The sequence below is a fragment of the Bacillus sp. AFS001701 genome (assembly GCF_002559405.1).
Taxonomy (GTDB): Bacteria; Bacillota; Bacilli; order Bacillales; family Bacillaceae_G; genus Gottfriedia.
This window is the reverse complement of the sequence record NZ_NTZO01000068.1, coordinates 1-16,830: the sequence shown is the minus strand read 5'-3', so window position 1 is coordinate 16,830 and position 16,830 is coordinate 1. Positions and strand designations below refer to the sequence as shown.

Annotated in this window: 17 protein-coding genes and 1 pseudogene; 13 read left to right on the top strand and 5 right to left on the bottom strand. The window is 34.3% G+C overall.

The genetic code is table 11. The features are described from left to right. Positions 1-220: Ger(x)C family spore germination C-terminal domain-containing protein (locus CN514_RS05955; protein ID WP_217993915.1), on the top strand; the 220-nt coding region annotated here is incomplete at its 5' end. 40 nt (positions 221-260) lie between these two features. Here CN514_RS05955 and CN514_RS05950 read toward each other — a convergent pair. Together CN514_RS05950 and CN514_RS05945 are read right to left on the bottom strand one after the other, a co-directional pair. Continuing rightward, the gene (locus CN514_RS05950; RefSeq protein ID WP_098231808.1) at positions 261-1,445 is read right to left on the bottom strand and encodes an MFS transporter; all 1,185 of its coding nucleotides are present in this window, start codon (positions 1,443-1,445) and stop codon (positions 261-263) included. 2 nt (positions 1,446-1,447) lie between these two features. Continuing rightward, a complete protein-coding gene (locus CN514_RS05945) occupies positions 1,448-1,891 on the bottom strand; it encodes a MarR family winged helix-turn-helix transcriptional regulator (RefSeq protein ID WP_098231807.1) in 444 nt (147 codons plus the stop codon). Between the two features lie 173 nt (positions 1,892-2,064). Between CN514_RS05945 and CN514_RS05940 the strand changes: the two genes are divergently transcribed. From CN514_RS05940 to CN514_RS05910, 7 genes and pseudogenes are all read left to right on the top strand, one after another. Further along, complete coding sequence (locus tag CN514_RS05940) at positions 2,065-2,943, top strand: YitT family protein (protein ID WP_098231806.1); 879 nt, start codon at positions 2,065-2,067, stop codon at positions 2,941-2,943. Between the two features lie 179 nt (positions 2,944-3,122). After that, positions 3,123-4,781: an FAD-binding dehydrogenase gene (locus tag CN514_RS05935; protein ID WP_098231805.1), complete on the top strand. Its 1,659-nt coding sequence runs from the start codon at positions 3,123-3,125 to the stop codon at positions 4,779-4,781. Positions 4,782-5,064: 283 nt separating this feature from the next. Then, positions 5,065-6,783, top strand: coding sequence for an alpha-keto acid decarboxylase family protein (locus CN514_RS05930; protein ID WP_098231804.1), 1,719 nt, complete (start codon positions 5,065-5,067; stop codon positions 6,781-6,783). Positions 6,784-7,004: 221 nt separating this feature from the next. Then, positions 7,005-7,304, top strand: a complete 300-nt coding sequence (locus CN514_RS05925) for a hypothetical protein (RefSeq protein ID WP_098231803.1) — start codon at positions 7,005-7,007, stop codon at positions 7,302-7,304. Between the two features lie 43 nt (positions 7,305-7,347). Further along, positions 7,348-8,295: a LacI family DNA-binding transcriptional regulator gene (locus CN514_RS05920; protein ID WP_098231802.1), complete on the top strand. Its 948-nt coding sequence runs from the start codon at positions 7,348-7,350 to the stop codon at positions 8,293-8,295. A gap of 46 nt (positions 8,296-8,341) precedes the next feature. Further along, the gene (locus CN514_RS05915) at positions 8,342-9,112 is read left to right on the top strand and encodes a Cof-type HAD-IIB family hydrolase (RefSeq protein ID WP_098231801.1); all 771 of its coding nucleotides are present in this window, start codon (positions 8,342-8,344) and stop codon (positions 9,110-9,112) included. 97 nt (positions 9,113-9,209) lie between these two features. Further along, positions 9,210-9,959, top strand: a pseudogene (locus CN514_RS05910) (alpha/beta hydrolase); the annotation flags it as partial. Between the two features lie 100 nt (positions 9,960-10,059). Here the strand turns inward: CN514_RS05910 and CN514_RS05905 are convergent. Beyond that, entirely contained in the window at positions 10,060-11,736 is a 1,677-nt protein-coding gene (locus CN514_RS05905) for a M4 family metallopeptidase (RefSeq protein WP_098231799.1), read from the bottom strand. 566 nt (positions 11,737-12,302) lie between these two features. Here CN514_RS05905 and CN514_RS05900 point away from each other — a divergent pair. The 4 genes from CN514_RS05900 to CN514_RS05880 all read left to right on the top strand — a co-directional run bounded on the left by CN514_RS05900 (position 12,303) and on the right by CN514_RS05880 (position 15,606). After that, positions 12,303-12,485 carry a hypothetical protein gene (locus CN514_RS05900; RefSeq protein WP_098231798.1) on the top strand — a complete coding sequence of 61 codons (183 nt, stop codon included), beginning with the start codon at positions 12,303-12,305 and terminating at the stop codon, positions 12,483-12,485. Between the two features lie 104 nt (positions 12,486-12,589). Continuing rightward, entirely contained in the window at positions 12,590-12,772 is a 183-nt protein-coding gene (locus CN514_RS05895; protein ID WP_098231797.1) for a hypothetical protein, read from the top strand. Between the two features lie 660 nt (positions 12,773-13,432). Beyond that, on the top strand, positions 13,433-13,939 hold the full coding sequence (locus tag CN514_RS05885) for a protease inhibitor I9 family protein (protein WP_286141579.1): 507 nt from the start codon (positions 13,433-13,435) through the stop codon (positions 13,937-13,939). A 200-nt stretch (positions 13,940-14,139) separates the two neighbouring features. Next, a complete protein-coding gene (locus CN514_RS05880) occupies positions 14,140-15,606 on the top strand; it encodes a response regulator transcription factor (protein ID WP_098231796.1) in 1,467 nt (488 codons plus the stop codon). 140 nt (positions 15,607-15,746) lie between these two features. Here the strand turns inward: CN514_RS05880 and CN514_RS05875 are convergent, their stop codons facing one another. After that, positions 15,747-15,974, bottom strand: coding sequence for a VOC family protein (locus tag CN514_RS05875; protein ID WP_176525809.1), 228 nt, complete (start codon positions 15,972-15,974; stop codon positions 15,747-15,749). A gap of 74 nt (positions 15,975-16,048) precedes the next feature. Here CN514_RS05875 and CN514_RS05870 point away from each other — a divergent pair, with 74 nt between their 5' ends. Then, complete coding sequence (locus CN514_RS05870) at positions 16,049-16,576, top strand: DinB family protein (RefSeq protein WP_098231794.1); 528 nt, start codon at positions 16,049-16,051, stop codon at positions 16,574-16,576. Between the two features lie 73 nt (positions 16,577-16,649). On the opposite strand, the gene CN514_RS05865 is transcribed toward CN514_RS05870, so the two are convergent. Continuing rightward, positions 16,650-16,830 (bottom strand): VOC family protein (locus tag CN514_RS05865; RefSeq protein WP_353652055.1); only part of this gene is annotated, 181 nt, incomplete at its 5' end.

The following is a 16,830-nucleotide window of genomic DNA, read 5'->3' as shown; positions in this document are numbered from 1 at the left end:
AAAAAAAGCGATAGAAAAAAAATTACAAAAAGAACTAAATAATTTAATCCAATCTTTTCAAAAAGATAAAGTTGATCCAGTTGGATTTGGTATACTTGCTCATTCATTTCAGTATGCTGATTGGGAAAAAATCGAGAATCATTGGCTTGATACATATCAAAAATCGAATATAAAAGTAAAAGTTAAAATTATTGTTATCGATAAAGGAATAACGATGTAAATGTAGAAAACCCACCAAAAAAATTTGGTGGGTTTTAAGTTTAGGCTGCTGCATTTTCAAGATCTATTGCTTTTCTTTGTTCACGATCATGCAATAAATAGTAAATGATAGTCGTTGACAATACAGCAATTGCGGTTATTACGTACATAATATGGAAAGATGTTTTCGCAGATACAATTCCAAGAACGTAAGAGCCAATCCCCATACCGACATCAAAAAACATAAAAAATGTCGCTGTCGCCATTCCCTTTTTAGCAGGGGCAGCAGTGTTAATCGCTAATGTTTGAAAACTAGGTACGATTGAACCATAGCCTAGACCGATTAATGCAGCGGAAAATAAAAAGATTGTTGGGACAGTTGAAAAACTCAAGACAACTAGACCAATCGTAAATAAGATGATCCCAGGATAAACAATTATGTTTGCTCCCTTACGATCAAATAGTTTACCAGTGAAAGGTCTTGAACCTAAAATGAAAACTGCATAAACAATAAAAAAGAAACTAGCAATATCTACAAAACCTAAATTCTTTGCGTATAATGTGATAAATGAAATGATACCACTGTAACCAAAAGAGATAATTGCTGAAGTAATTGAGATTGGTAATGCTGAACGCTCAATTAATTGTGATGGTTTAATTCGAGTTTTTGCTTTTAATGTTTGTTTAGGTATCGCGATGAATAGACCGAAAATAAGTGAAATAATTGCGAAGAATCCACAAACAAAAAACAAAATATGGAAGGTGAAATGATTCATTAAATTAATACCAAGATAAGGACCAAATACCATTGCAAGGATCATGGATGAGCTATAATAACTCATACCTTCGCCTCTACGTGATATAGGAACTATTTCAGCAACAATAGTACCAGTTGCGGTTGTTCCAAGACCAAAAGCAATCCCTTGTGCAAAACGCAATAATAGTAATAATGCAAAATTATTTATAAAAGGATATAAAAATGTTGTTAATGTAAAGAAAACTAATGAAATGATTAATATTTTTCTGCGACCAATTGTATCAAGCCAGATGCCTGCAAAAGGACGAATTGCAACTGAGGCGATAAGAAAGCATGTTACTACTAGACCAACTTTGCTATCTTCTTGGCCTAAATTATCAATCACAAAAATCGGCAATGTCGCCATCAACGTATAAAATACTAAAAACACAAAAAATCCACTTAAGCTTACACTTAGAAAATCCTTTGTCCATAAACGTTCGTTTTTCAAACTTATTCCCCCTGTTTAGTAACCTCCGACGCTTTCATATTGTTCATCATTTTTTGAAAAACTTGAAGTGCAATATCAAGCTCTTCATCTGGTATATCTTTAATAACATCATTCTCAAATGAGATGATTTGCTCTTTCCAACTATCAAATTGATTTATAGCTTTATCAGTTAGATGAATCATTTTTTCTCTTTTATCTGTTCCTTCTTTGCGAACAATTAAGTCTAAAACTTCCATTCTGCGTAGTGTTCGTGTAAGTGTAGGTGGCTCAATATTCAAATTCGAACAAATTGTTCGTTGAGTACATGGTCCATGTAAATGGATATAGTGAATAACGGACCATTGTGCCAAATACAATCCAGTAGGAACGAGATGCTCATTAAATGATTTCGAAAACTGACGAGTAGTTTGATTTAATAAAAAAAAGAAAGGCTGCTTTTTGCGCATAAAAAAGTCTCCTTGGAAAATTAGTTAGCTAGCTAATTAAAATAGTTGTCTAGCTAATTATATTTGAACAAATTGTGAATGTCCAGTGAATGAACTTAATTAGTATAAATTGAGCATTAGAGCAAATATTAAATGTAGAAAAATTTTACAAAACAGTTAGGACGGTATTTGAGATGGCAGAAGCAATACATTCAACAAATGGGAAATCTCATAAAATGAAGATTTTACAAAGAACAATCGCTATGCTAGTTGGTTCCTTACTTGTAGCGACAGGTCTTGAAATATTTTTAGTTCCAAATGATGTTATCGATGGTGGAATAACAGGTATTTCGATTATGGTTTCCCATCTTACAGGGCTACCACTTGGTGTATTTCTTTTTATATTAAATTTACCTTTTTTTTATTTAGGCTATAAGCAAATAGGGAAAACGTTCGCAATTTCGACGATACTTGGCATCACTGTTCTTTCCTATTTAACAAGTATGTTTCATCATATCCCTGCATTTACCGAAGATATTTTACTTGCAACGATATTTGGAGGAATGGTTTTAGGTGTTGGAGTAGGATTAGCGATTCGATTTGGTGGGGCACTAGACGGGATTGAGATTCTAGCGATCATTATTAATAGTAAGATTCCTTTTTCCGTTGGTGAAATCATTATGGTATTCAACTTATTTATTTTAGGAGCTGCTGGATTCATTTTTTCTTGGGATCGAGCAATGTACTCAATTATTGCCTATTTAGTTGCATTTAAAACAATTGATATCGTAGTTGAAGGATTAGAACAATCAAAATCAGCATGGATTATTAGTGACAAAAGTGATGATATTGGAGAAGCAATTCTTTTTAGGATGGGCCGTGGTGTTACATATATAAATGGTACAGGAGCATACTCTGGTGAAACTACAAAGGTTATCTATTGTGTTATCACCCGATTAGAAGAAGCGGAATTGAAAACGATTGTCGATGACATTGACCAAAGTGCCTTTTTAGCGATTTCAGATATTGCAGAAGTACGCGGTGGAAGATTTAAAAAGAAAAATGTACATTAGGATTGGTTGACAAAAGCATTGAATTAGGAGGAAGGTTCAGGATTGATGGACCTTCTTTCCTTTTATTATCATGCTATTTGCTGTATTATTTATTTGATAACTGAAAATTTAGAAAACTGTTTTTGTAGATAAATTTATAATTTGATAGATTAGAAGGCTTAAAAGGAGGGAGAAGTTGGATGGAGAAGTTCGATGTGATTGTTGTTGGTGCAGGATTGGCTGGTTTAGTTGCAACTGCTGAGATGGCTGATGCTGGGAAAAGTGTATTGTTATTAGACCAGGAACCGAAAGCGTCAATAGGTGGTCAAGCTTGGTGGTCATTTGGTGGGTTATTTTTAGTAGATTCTCCTGAGCAACGTAGGTTAGGAATTAAGGATTCAAGGGAATTAGCTTGGCAGGATTGGCTTGGAACAGCAGGATTTGATCGAGAAGATGATGAGGATTATTGGGGAAAGAAATGGGCAGAGGCATATGTCGAGTTTGCATCAGGTGAGAAGAGGCAATGGCTTTATGACATGGGGGTGAGATTTTTTCCAATCGTCGGTTGGGCTGAACGTGGAGGATATCTTGCAGAAGGTCATGGGAATTCAGTGCCCCGATTTCACGTAGTATGGGGGACGGGTCCTGGAATTGTTGCACCTTTCGAACGAAGAGTTCGTGAGTATATGAAAAAAGGTTTAGTAGAATTCAGATCCCGACATCGTGTAGATCAACTACTAACACAAGATGGAGCTGTAGTAGGAGTAAATGGTTCTTTATTAGAACCAAGTAAATCAGAACGAGGAGAAGATAGCTCTCGTGAAGTAATTGGTGACTTTCAATATGGGGCAAAGGCCGTTTTAGTATCAAGTGGCGGTATTGGGGCGAACTTTGATTTAATACGCCAAAATTGGCCAAGTCGATTAGGTACCCCGCCGAAAAGGATGATATCTGGTGTACCAGCACATGTTGATGGTCGAATGCTTGCCATTACTGAAAATGCTGGTGGTCGAATTGTTAATCGTGATCGAATGTGGCACTATACTGAAGGCATAAAAAATTGGAATCCGGTATGGAGCAATCATGGTATCCGTATTCTTCCTGGTCCTTCTTCAATTTGGTTAGATGCTAGGGGACAACGCTTTCCTGCACCAAATTTTCCTGGTTTTGATACTTTAGGTACATTACAAGCTATTCAACAAACTGGTTATGATTACTCCTGGTTTATTTTAACGAAAAAAATTATTCAAAAAGAGTTTGCACTTTCAGGTTCAGAACAAAATCCTGATTTAACCGGAAAAAGCATAAAACAAGTGATGAAAAGAGCAACTTCAGGGATACCAGCACCTGTAAAAGCTTTTATGGAAAAAGGAGAGGACTTTGTCGTTGCAGACATGTTAGAAGAGCTTGTTGAAGGCATGAATAAGATAACTGGGGAAAATTTACTAAACTATGATGAAATCGAACGTCAACTGATTGCACGTGATCGTGAAATGGATAATAAATTTACGAAAGACTTACAAATCACTGCCTTAAGAGGAGCGCGAAATTATATTGGTGATAAATTAATTCGGGTTGCATCTCCTCATAAAATTTTAGACCCAAAAAACGGTCCATTAATTGCTGTTCGTTTAAATATTGTAAGTCGTAAAACACTTGGTGGACTTCAAACAAATTTAGATGGTAATGTATTAAATTCTTTAGGTGATCCAATTCCTGGACTATATGCAGCAGGTGAAGTTGCTGGATTCGGCGGCGGCGGCGTACACGGTTACCGTGCAATGGAAGGAACATTTTTAGGCGGTTGTTTATTTTCAGGTAGACAAGCAGGAAGAGCGATTAGTAGAGATTTAGAATAACTGTATCCAACCCATGCTTAAGTGAACAGCTTTAATCGCAAGATCAAGTCGATGAACATGTTACAAATATGTACAATATGTTGAAAAACACAATTCAGTAACCATCTATTTTAAAAAAGGGGCAAATTCGTTAATTCGAATTTGTCCTTTTGTTGCTTTGTATTGGTTTAACATTATTCCTTATTCCAATCTACCGTATAACCTGTTCTTTGATAGGGTACGAATAAAAAGGGTAGTAAAAAACTGAACAAGCTATTGATACTGGAAAAGGAGTGGGTGTGTAATGGATAAAATGAAGAATACAGTTAGTCCCGACACACATGCTGGTATGGCACAAAAAACAGTTGGGCAGTTTTTGTTTGATTGTTTGAAGCAAGAGGGGATTACTGAAATTTTCGGCGTCGCAGGGGACTATAATTTTTCACTACTTGATACGTTGGAGCGATATAACGGAATCCAGTTTATAGAAGGACGGAACGAACTAAACGCGGGTTACGCTTCAGATGGCTATGCAAGAATCAAAGGGATTACTGCGCTTATTACAACGTTTGGTGTTGGGGAGTTGAATGCATGTAATCCGATAGCTGGAGCCTATAGTGAACACGTTCCGATAATCCACATTGTTGGTTCGCCAAAAGAAAAAGATCAAAAAGAGCACAAGCTAATGCACCACACTCTAATGGATGGGGATTTTAATGTATTTCGCAATATGTATAAACAGATAACGGCCTATAGTGCGGTACTCACACCTGAAAATGTCATGATTGAAATTCCTGCTGCTATTCGCATTGCAAAAGAAAAGAAACAACCTGTTTACCTCGTTGTGGCAGATGATTTTGTGGATCAGCCGATTCAGAACCGGATAGAGCCAACACCACAACTAAAAACGTCAAACTTAAAATCTCTTCAAGCAGCGACTGATCATGTCCGTCAACTACTAGAATGTGCAAAGCGGCCGGTTATCCTAGTGGATGTAAAAACAATACGTTTTGGCCTTCAGGCTGCAGTTCTACAACTAGCAGACGCCATGAATATACCTGTTGCGTCCATGATGTTCGGTAAAGGGGCATTTGATGAAACCCACCCAAATTATATCGGTATGTATTTAGGCTCGTTTGGATGTTCTGAAGTTCAAAGTACGGTAGAAAATGCAGACTGTATCATTGCAATTGGCTTAGTACCCGCGGACACCAACACAGCAAATTTTACAGCAAAACTGAATTCAATGGTGACCATTAATATCCAATCGGACCTAGTGAAGATTGCTGAAGCGGTATATCCGAACGTTCTTGCTAATGACATGCTTCAAGCAGTACAAAAAGTGTGTTATAAAGGTCAAGGATTGCTAAAAAAAGTGTCATTTCCATACGATCAATTCAATGTAAGTAACGATGAACCACTTAAGGCAGCCGGCTATTATCCACTTTTTCAACGTATGCTGAAAAAGGACGACATTATGATTGTTGAGATTGGTACACTCTTCAATGGCATGGCGGAGGTGAGACTGCCTAGTAATATTACATATATTGGGCAAGGAGGCTGGGGCTCCATCGGATATGCAACCCCCTCGACGTTTGGTGCCTGTATCGCAGCCCCAAAACGTCGGGTGTTGCTGTTTACAGGTGATGGCTCACTACAACTAACTGCACAAGAAATCAGCTCCATGCTCTATTACGGCTGTAAACCGATAATTTTCGTCTTAAACAATGACGGTTATACCATCGAAAAATATTTAAATGTTAAAACCAAAAATCAAACATACAACAAAATCCCTAGGTGGTCTTACACTAAGCTTGCTGAAGCTTTTGGAGGCAATGCGTTTACTGCTATTGTTCGTACTTATGGTGAGCTTGAACAGGCAATAAACGAAGCTGAAATTGAATGTTCCGAAAGACTCTGTATGATTGAAATGATTGCAGGTGACCCATTGGACGCACCAGAAAATATGAAAAAGATGTACAAGTATTTGGAGAAACAGGCAATGCAACACAGTCAAAAATAATCAGTATAAACAAAAAAAGTTGGAATCAATGATCCCAACTTTTTTTGATGTTCATCGCTCTAGATTTCTTATGGTTATTTGTTCAATAAACCGAGTGATGAAAACTTTAATCTGCTTCCTTATAGCTGGCCAGAAATTTAGTTTGATTTTATCTCTTGACTTGAAATCCATTTCATAAATTAGATTGAAAGTAAGCCGTATTTCACCGGGGGGAGAAAAAAATGAACCGAAAAGTTAACTTTCAACACGATGAAAATGTAGTGTCTACCGTTACAGGCTTATTGGAAATCTTTGATGGAACACTAAATATTTACTTTGGAGATTTGTTTTTAACCAATAAAAGATTATATATTGTAAGCAATAAACTAATAAATATGGAAAAATCATTCTGGTTTGAAGGAGAAAGGAAAGATATTGAACATTCTACACTCATTGTAGGAGAACACAGGATTACGGTAAGATGGGCATACAGTGGAAACCTCCTTTACTTTCTAAACGCTTTTTCCGAAAATGAATGTTAATGCATAAAAATCCTTGATAATTCATATATGTTGGAGGTGTATGATGGCAAATATTAACGATATTGCAAGATTATCAGGTGTATCGGTCTCTACTGTTTCTAGAGTACTAAACAATTATAAGTATGTTGCTAGTGATAAACGTGAGGCAGTTCTTAAAGTTATTGAAGAAATGAACTATACACCAAATAAAAATGCAATTGATTTAATTCGAGGAGAAACAAGGACAATAGGGGTTATTCTCCCCTATAACAACAATCCAGCATTTGATCAAATATTAAACGGTATACTGAACAAGGCATTAGAGAAGGATTTTTTGATAACGGTGCTTCCTTCAAATTATCGTAAAGAAAAAGAAATGGAGTATTTGCAAAAATTAAAAAGCAAGTTGTATGATGGCATCATTATCACTTCTCGAGCAAATGATTGGGAAACAATCGTTCCGTTTAGCGAATATGGTGCAATCGTAGCTTGTGAATATACGCAACACAAGGAAATTGGCTGTTCCTATATGGACCGCTATTCTTCGTATTTGGATGCTTTTCAATTATTAAAAAACAAAGGGCATGATGTGGTAGCATTCACAACTGCTAGGCTAGAAAGCAACAGCACGAAGCAAATGATTGCTGCCTATACAGAAATATTTGGTGAACTTCAACATGAATACCATCTCACAGATTGTCATTGCTTAGAAGATGGATATGAAGCAGCAAAGAAATTTCTGCATTTACAAAAAAAGCCAACCGCTATCTATGCAAATGGGGATGAAGTGGCTGGTGGAATGTATTTATACGCAAAGTCGCAACAATTGGAAATCCCTACTGATTTAGCAATCATTGGCCAAGAAAATCAACCAATTGGAATAGGTATGGGAATTTCTACAGTGGATCACCAATTAACAAAAATTGGTGAACAAGCTTGTAGCCTTGTAATAGCGAAATCTAGCGAAAAAGTAAAAATACCATATCGAATTGTAGAAAGAGATTCTATTTAAATCATAATAAAAGATAAAAAAATAGAGAAAAATGTGGGGAAAGAAAATGAGTAAAAAATTTATAGTTTTTGATATTGATGGAACATTACTAACGACTGAAATGAAGTTTTTAGAAAGTACGAAACAAGCTTTGGTTTCTCTAAAAGAAAATGGACATGAAATTGTAATCGCGACAGGAAGAGACTACACTTCTGCAATATCCATCGTCGACGAACTAGAAATTGATACTTATGTTTTATGCAATGGGTCAGTAGGGTTTGTCCGTCATGAAATAGCTCATGAAGAAATATTTTCAAAAGAATCTATAATGAAACTAATTGAAATTGCGATGGAAAACAATGATCAGATTGTGTTCCAAACGTTGAACGGGGTAAAAAGACATTTTGAAGAACCCGGTGAGTCATTAACTAAGGCCTATGAAAGTCTAGGATTGATTATCCCTGAATTTGATGAGATGTATTGGAAAGAAAATTCCATTATTCAAGCTATGCTGTTTTGCAAGACTGAAGATCTTCACAAATATGATATCAACGAATTCCGATATGTTAGTTGGCACCAATATGGCTCAGATGTTATTCCTAGAGAAGGTTCCAAAGCAAAAACAATTTTGAAAATTGCTAAAGAAAATGGATTTAAGATAGAAGATATTGTCTTCTTCGGTGATGGAATGAACGACATCGAACTAATGGAACATTCAGGAATTGGCGTTGCAATGGGAAATGCTGAAACTGCGGTTAAAGAGAAAGCCAATTTAATCACAGATAGTTGCAATGAACATGGAATTTACAATGCTCTTAAGAAAATGTTATTAATCTAATTTTGATGTATGAAATCAGTAGAAAACAGGGACCACTTTGTGAGCTCGACTTTAATATTGATAATACTGGCTTAATAAATATAAAGGTGACCAAAAATACGTTCCAACCATTTTTTGGATTCATGGTGGTGCTTTTGTAGCGGGAGATAAAAATGATGTTCGAAAATATGCTACATATATAGCGAGTCATGGGTATAATGTAGTGAATATAAATTACCCTTTAGCGCCCGCCGAGTGTTGCATATCCAATACCTTTACAACAAATTGATCAAGCTTACAAGTTTGTTAAAAAAATGCTGATAAATATGGACTGGATTTAAACAATATTTATATAGCTGGAGATTCAGCTGGAGCTCAGCTAACAGCACAATTTGTAAGCATTCAAATGAATAAACACTATTCCGATACAGCTAAAATAGGTCAGAGCGTTGATCCAAATTCAATTCGTGGTGCGATTCTTCTTTGTGGTCCATATGATCTGAAAGAAGTGCAGACAAACGCTTCTTCAAGTTTAATTAAATTTATGTTTAAGCGTGTTGGATGGGCCTATTTTGGAAAATACAATTGGGAAGATGAAAAGATGACGAAGGAAACCTCCCTTTTAAGAAATGTACCAGAAAAATTTGTTTCAACATTTATAACTGACGGAAATACAGGTTCCTTTGAATCACAAGGTAAAAAATTTGCAGCTTTACTAGAAAAAAGAACAGGTGTTAAACAAGTCTTTTATAGTAAATCAGAAGGGAAATTAGGTCATGAATACCAGTTCCAAATGAACACGAAAGCCGCTCAAAATACATTTAATGAATTACTCAATTTCTTGAATGGTACGAAAGTTTCTCAATAAAAAAGCGATGGGATTTATCGATTGCTGTTTCCATTTATAAAAAAAAGAGTCTCATAAGTACCTTCACTTATGAGACTTCTTTTACTTTATAAATTAAAAATTATTTTACACCAACTGCATCAAATGCATTATTAACAGTTGATACTTCAGCAGAGCTTGCACCATATAAGTCAGCAGCAGATTGTACAAGTGCTGCACGAGCTTGACTAAATGTTGCTGAAGAAGTTAAGTAAACTGTATTTGCGCGATAGAAAATTTTAGCAAGTTTATCATTACCGATGCCTGTTACAGATACACCATAATGAGTTCCACCTACAGCAATTAAGTAAGCAGCTTTATTAATAATACTACTATTAGTATGAACTCCTCCATTGTCAGAAGTTCCAGTGTAACGTTTTGAGTAGTGATCTGGATCACCATATTTAGTTGGATCACTCATTGAACGAAGTGAGTCACCAGCAATACCTGGTGTGTAGATGTCCTCACCAATCTCGTAATCTGGATTGTTATTATTATAGAACTCAATAACAGTCCCAAAAATATCCGAAATAGCTTCGTTTAATGCACCAGATTCATTTTGATAGATTAAGTTTGAACTTCTTTCTGTAACAGCGTGAGTCAACTCATGCGCTACTACGTCAAGTCCACCTGATAAGTAAGTGAAAGTCGTTCCATCACCATCACCATAAACCATTTGAGTACCGTTCCAAAATGCATTGTTATAACTACGGCTATAATGGACAGTTGATTTTAAAGCAGCACCGTTACCATCAAATGAATTGCGTCCAAATACAGTTTTATAATAGTCGTATGTTTTTCCAGCATAATAATGTGCATCAACTGCTGCAGCTTCACTTGTGCTATTTAGTAGTGTGTCAGTACTTGACAAAAGAGTTCCAGGAAGAGTGGTACGATTAGATCCATTATATGTGAAAATACCGTTTCCTCTTGTATTGTCTTGTAAATAATAAGTTGAACCTGATAAAGTCATATTTAATGTTTTTGTATCACCAAGTACACCTTTTCCTGTTGCAGTTACATTTGTACCAGAAACTGTTGGTTTAGCAACTGATGCACCAGCTGATTTACTAGCAGCATGGATGCTGTCCATTGTATCAATACTATTAAATTTATTTAAAATTTTTCCTGATGAAGCTTCAATGAAATAATTATAGTTTCCAGGTTTTGGAGAAAGGAAGTTTAAGTTTACTTGATAAGCATACGTAGCATCATCACCATTTGTATAAACTACTAGTTGAGATGTAGGGTCTTTTTCATAGACAGGAGTATATCCAAGGTCTGCTTCTGCGATTTTGATAGATTTATTAGCGTTAACTTTTTTAGTAGATTTTAACCCTTTTTTAGTATCTAAGTTCGGAATAACTGTACCAGAGAAAACTTGTAGTACACCATTATCTCCAACTACTGCCGTTTGAGTTGATCCCCATACAGGAACACCGTTATAAACTTGTTGCAGGTGAAGTGCAGTTCCGTAAGTATCTTTTTTACTAGACTGAACAATGAATGAATCTTCAGCAGACTTCGTTCCTAATTTGAACTTATCTTTGTTAGCATTTACATAAGCTTTTACAACGCCCTCAGCATTTTTAGTTGATGGTTTTGTCAGTTGACCAGAAACGAATTCAGGAGATCCTACTGATTTGTTGTACTTGTAATTTGATAATACATTTTTTGGTGCAGCATATGTATTAGTTACTGATAAACTACTTGCCGCTAAACCTACAGATAATCCAACCGCTAAAACTTTTTTGTTCATTAAAAATTCCTCCCCTTGGTTAACAATGTGGTATTGAGGAATTCATCGTATCATCTGAAAAACTGGTTTATCAAACGACAAAAATCGTCAATTCTTGCATTTTGTGAGGGGAAAATAAGCGGAAATGTCGAGAGAAAATTCAGATTATTCTTTTAAAATGGTTAAATTGTACCGATTTTAGTTAAAAATTGGTAAATAAAAAATCGAATTTTATTAAGAATATGTATGATTTTGGTTAAAATTAACTCAAGAAAATGGAGCTTAAAGAGAAAAAAAGCATTAAAATTATTATATTAGTAAATGATTATTTTCGATATTTATTAGATGGTAAAGTCAGAAATGAGGAAAAAGCAGAAAATTTAGAGAATTTCTACTTTCCTGCTTTTAAAATTCATTGACCTTATTTTTTACATAATCTTCTTTGCTACATTGAAATTCCTTTATTAACAATGATAATCTTTGCTATCACATAAAATAATATTCTCTGGAAATCAAGGACTGGGATAGTCTATCCAGTTCAAGAAATTGTAGATGAATGGGAAAAAAGTAATTCAGAATCTAGTTGTATGGATCAAGATGAAAATGTATTTTCGATAAACCAAAACGCAGCTTTTGAAATTAAATATAAGGGTCCATTTGAAGAAACATTAGGATCAAAGCCACTTTTGGAAATGACATCAATGGAAGAATCAGATGCTTCTGTTTGGAGGTATTTTAGAAAGAGGTTGTGCGATGAGAACGGGTTATAGAAATATTACGATAGTTATAGTATAAGTGATCAGCTACAGCCAAGTATAAAACCACCCTAAAATTACCAAAATAAATAATAAAAACTAGTAAAAGGGTGAGTTACTTGAGTATCGAATTCCAGGTTGGAAAAGATTACGAAAATGGTTCAATTAAAGACGCTTTACGTGATTTAGGTTTTCAAGAAGATGGTAGAGAATTTAAAAAAGACGGAAAGAGATTTAGATATGAAGGCTGTGATAAGTATCAAAGCTATATCTTTTCTGTGACGATGAATCAATTAAATTAGGGTATTAGCTAAAGACCTATCCATTTTGGTAAGGTCTTTTGTTTTGTCACTAAAATATATGGAATCTAATTTTAGTTTTAAGTAAAAATACTGAAATTGACATTAGGGTTATGCATCGTACTTTACTTTTTTATCGTAGTACCAATGAATCTTGAAGGTTCAAACAAATAAAACTTTAGAGGTATAATTAGTAGACATGCTAAATAGAATGATACAAAGAACTAGTCCTAAGTAGGTTTTAATAATAGGACTAGTTCTTTTTACGAAAAATCGTTGTTCTATACAAGTAGGAGGGGCAATTATGAACTTTACAGATTATCTAATAAATGTAAAAAAACTTAATGAAGTCAAAGCGAGTCAATATAATCATAGACTGTCAACTTTAAAAAAATATAGAATTTATAACAATGAAAAAGTATTAAGTGTTCACATGTTAAAGAGGATTAAAAGTCTTTCCAAAGATACAACAAAACAATATTTGAGGACGATTAATTATCATATTGAATTTTTGAATGATAACTATAGGATGTAACAAATGTTTATTACTTCTAAACTTAGTTTATCTGCTCAAAATAATGTTTGAAAGGGCACTCTAAAGGATAAAATTCTGATAGATTGTCTTTTTTTTATTAAACAGTTTTTGAAGGGGATGTAGTAAATATGAAGAATTTTTATAGAGGAAGTATTTTATTTATTTTAATGCTTTTTATCATGAGCGGATGTAATGGGAATACACTTAATACAACTAAAATTTCAGATGAGACAAAGGTGGCGAATGTTACAATGAACCCTTCTTTTTTTGTAGATCCATCAATTGATTTTTCAACTAATCAAATGACTTCGATTATTATTGAATTTAAAACAAAGCCTGCTGTGGTAGCTGTAAAGGAAGCAGAGGCAGCTGGAAAACAACTAACTTTGGAAGAGGCAACTAAGCAAGTAGAAGAAAGTCATGCAAAATTTCAAGAAGAATTAAAAACTCTGCTAGAGGATCAACATGTACCGTATACGATTAGGCATGTTTATAAGACTGCACTGAATGGCGTATCAATGGAGATACCTGGAAAGGATATTAAACGTTTATCACAATCAACAGTGATTGCAAGAATCTATCCAAATAAAAAAGTACATATTATGCCTCCTGTTACACCGTTTAATCAGAAATAATCATTCATTTGTGAGTGTCTCAAAAGTTTACATACTTTTGGGGCACTTTTATTAGAAGGGAAATTTGAAACTTAAAATTCACTTCAAATTAGATCAAGTACTATTTCATTAAAAACGATTAATTAAGTGTTTTTAATCTACAAAAACAATATAAATTTGCTATTATGATATAAAAAAGCTAGAAGTGAAGGTGAAACACGATGGAAATTCATTTAGTTGCAAAAGATGAGTTAGAAGCTTCAGGGATTAGGTGGGTCGTGGAATCGCACTTTACTGGTATTAACCTTGTTTCTTGGAAAACGATGGGAGAATTTGAAAAGGCTATTCAAAAGCAGCAACCAGACCTGGTCATATTTGATATGGATCATTGGAAAAATGAGAGTGAAAGATTTGGTGATTTAATCCAAAAATTTTCAATTCGTTGGTTAGGTATTTCATCAGAGCGAATTTTTCAAACTGCCTATCTTGCATTACAATATCGAGCGGAGGATGTATTGTTTCGCCCGTTTTCTCCTACTGATTTAATTAAGCATATTCAACAATTACGCTATCAAATTCGTAATAAAGAACGATTCTTTACTAAAAACATTAATGAAGAAATAAGTCCATTTAATATAGATTATCCTGACCTTTTTTTGAATGAACGAATGTATGATGGTCCGATTACGATGGTTGCATTTTTGACACCGAATTCAAGTACACTTCCACTTGTCTATAAAGCATTAGAACGAAATCCCTTTACCGGGAAAAATCGTTTATTTGTAGGTTCTGACTTTATTTTAAGTGTACATGAAGTCGATGAAGTATTATTGCAGGACGAATATAATGCATTTCTTGCTCGTTGGAAAGAAATGATGGATGAGCCTCTTGCAATTGTAATGAAAGTTGGAACTCAGGAAGAGACATTAAAAGATATTTTCGAGCAAACACTTCAGTTAACACGGAGAATCTTCTTTGAAGGGTATGATATTATTTTGGCTGAAAACGAACCAATGCCATTTCAAGAGAAGGATCCATTCCTTACACCTCTAGAGCAACGCCACTGGATTGAAATGCTAGAAAAAAGAGATGCAAAAGCGATTCGAGACTGGATGGAACGAGAATTTTTAACCTTTCAGCAGCCTTACCCAGATCCAGAAATTGTTCGAATCCGATTAACAAGTGTACTTGCACAAATAAGAAGATATATGAAATCAAATAATCTTCAAAATGCATCATGGGAAGGTACTTATTATGACATTTTCCAAAAAATTGTACATGGACCAATCATCTATCAAATTGTTCAAGAATTGCTTGATTTTACAACAAGACTATTGCTACAAGAGAATGATTCTTCCCAAGAAGGCCATCGTACATTAGTTGAAAAAACAAGGGAGTTAATTGAATCGAATTATTGGGATGCCGGATGGAGTTTAACAGATTGCGCTGATGCACTAAGGATTAATAAAAGTACACTAAGTCGTCGCTTTGCGGCCGAATCAAATCAATCGTTTAGAGAGACGCTCCATGAAGTGCGCATTAGAGAAGCAAAACGATTATTAGATGAAACTGACCTACCACTAGATGAAATTTCAAGATTAATTGGTTATTCTCACCAATCATATTTTAATGCAAAGTTCAAACAACTTGAGGGGTGTACTCCTTTAGTTTATCGATCTGGGTTGTAGAAATTTGTTTAAGTCGCTAATGTATACCACCAATTGACTGCTATTAATATAGTAGTCTTTTTTGTCATATTAGTATAATGTAATCGTAATAAAATTAAGAGCGATAAATTTTAGAGAATAGGCGGTAAAAATAAGTGAATCTACCAATTTTTAAATACAATCCCATCCAAATCTTCAAAGTTAAAATATGCAAATTCTCCAATGCATTCAATTTCTTTTACAATTGTAATATTATTTTTTGTCATAAAGTTATAAGCAGCGTCAATATCTTCAGTGTGGAAATTAAATAACACATTTTTTGAAGGTTCAAACTTATTTATTTCAGTGTAATTGCTGTAAAAAGCATCGTCTTCATGCTGATGCATCATAATTAACTTTTTTCTATTAATTAATTATTGAAAAATTAAATTTTGTGTAGAAAAAAATGAAAGGGGTTGCGACTATGTACGAATGGAACAAATTACTATTAGTTGGAGAGCAAGATAGCGTAAAAGGGGATTTTAATACATTAACTTCTATGATGAATTATGTAAGATATACAACTTTGGAAGCTATTAAAGATATTACAGTGGAGGAGTTAGATTATTTGCATTCCCCAACAGGTAATACCATTGGGATGTTATTAACTCATATGGCAGGAGTTGAGTATTGGTATCAGCTTAATACATTTGAAAATCGAGATTTAAATTCGGAAGAAGAAGAGAAATGGTTACCTGGTTTAGATTTAGATGATCATGCTAGAAAGACGATTAAAGGTAATGATGCAGACTATTATATTAATCTTTTAAACTCGGTTCGAGAAGAAACTTATGCAAAATTTAATACACTTTCAGATGAGTGGTTGTTTGAGCAGACAGAGTTTGGAAGAGAAAAAGCTACAAATTATTTTAAATGGTTTCATGTATTTGAGGATGAAATCAATCACCGTGGCCAAATCAGAATGATCCGTAAATTATTTAAAAATGCTTAAAAATAGCCTGTGTCGTGATATTAATCGATGATACAGGCTTGAATTTTAGATTCTCCTCGACTATTCTCTCATATTAACTAGTACAAATCATTAATACATTCCCATCCAAATCTTCAAATTTAAAATATGCAAATTCTCCAATGCATTCAATTTCTTTTACAATTGTAATATTATTTTTTTTCATAAAGTTATAAGCAGCGTCAATATCTTCAGTGTGGAAATTAAATAACACATTTTTTGAAGGTTCAAACTTA

Excerpts from the sequence above, each read along its gene's own strand:
- CN514_RS05915 (WP_098231801.1), top strand. The coding sequence starts at position 8,342 with ATGAGTAAAAAATTTATAGTTTTTGATATTGATGGAACATTACTAACG.
- CN514_RS05885 (WP_286141579.1), top strand. The coding sequence starts at position 13,433 with ATGAAGAATTTTTATAGAGGAAGTATTTTATTTATTTTAATGCTTTTT.
- CN514_RS05880 (WP_098231796.1), top strand. The coding sequence starts at position 14,140 with ATGGAAATTCATTTAGTTGCAAAAGATGAGTTAGAAGCTTCAGGGATT.
- CN514_RS05935 (WP_098231805.1), top strand. The coding sequence starts at position 3,123 with ATGGAGAAGTTCGATGTGATTGTTGTTGGTGCAGGATTGGCTGGTTTA.
- CN514_RS05900 (WP_098231798.1), top strand. The coding sequence starts at position 12,303 with ATGGATCAAGATGAAAATGTATTTTCGATAAACCAAAACGCAGCTTTT.
- CN514_RS05875 (WP_176525809.1), bottom strand. The coding sequence starts at position 15,974 with ATGATGCATCAGCATGAAGACGATGCTTTTTACAGCAATTACACTGAA.
- CN514_RS05870 (WP_098231794.1), top strand. The coding sequence starts at position 16,049 with ATGTACGAATGGAACAAATTACTATTAGTTGGAGAGCAAGATAGCGTA.
- CN514_RS05945 (WP_098231807.1), bottom strand. The coding sequence starts at position 1,891 with ATGCGCAAAAAGCAGCCTTTCTTTTTTTTATTAAATCAAACTACTCGT.
- CN514_RS05940 (WP_098231806.1), top strand. The coding sequence starts at position 2,065 with ATGGCAGAAGCAATACATTCAACAAATGGGAAATCTCATAAAATGAAG.
- CN514_RS05920 (WP_098231802.1), top strand. The coding sequence starts at position 7,348 with ATGGCAAATATTAACGATATTGCAAGATTATCAGGTGTATCGGTCTCT.
- CN514_RS05925 (WP_098231803.1), top strand. The coding sequence starts at position 7,005 with ATGAACCGAAAAGTTAACTTTCAACACGATGAAAATGTAGTGTCTACC.
- CN514_RS05905 (WP_098231799.1), bottom strand. The coding sequence starts at position 11,736 with ATGAACAAAAAAGTTTTAGCGGTTGGATTATCTGTAGGTTTAGCGGCA.
- CN514_RS05930 (WP_098231804.1), top strand. The coding sequence starts at position 5,065 with ATGGATAAAATGAAGAATACAGTTAGTCCCGACACACATGCTGGTATG.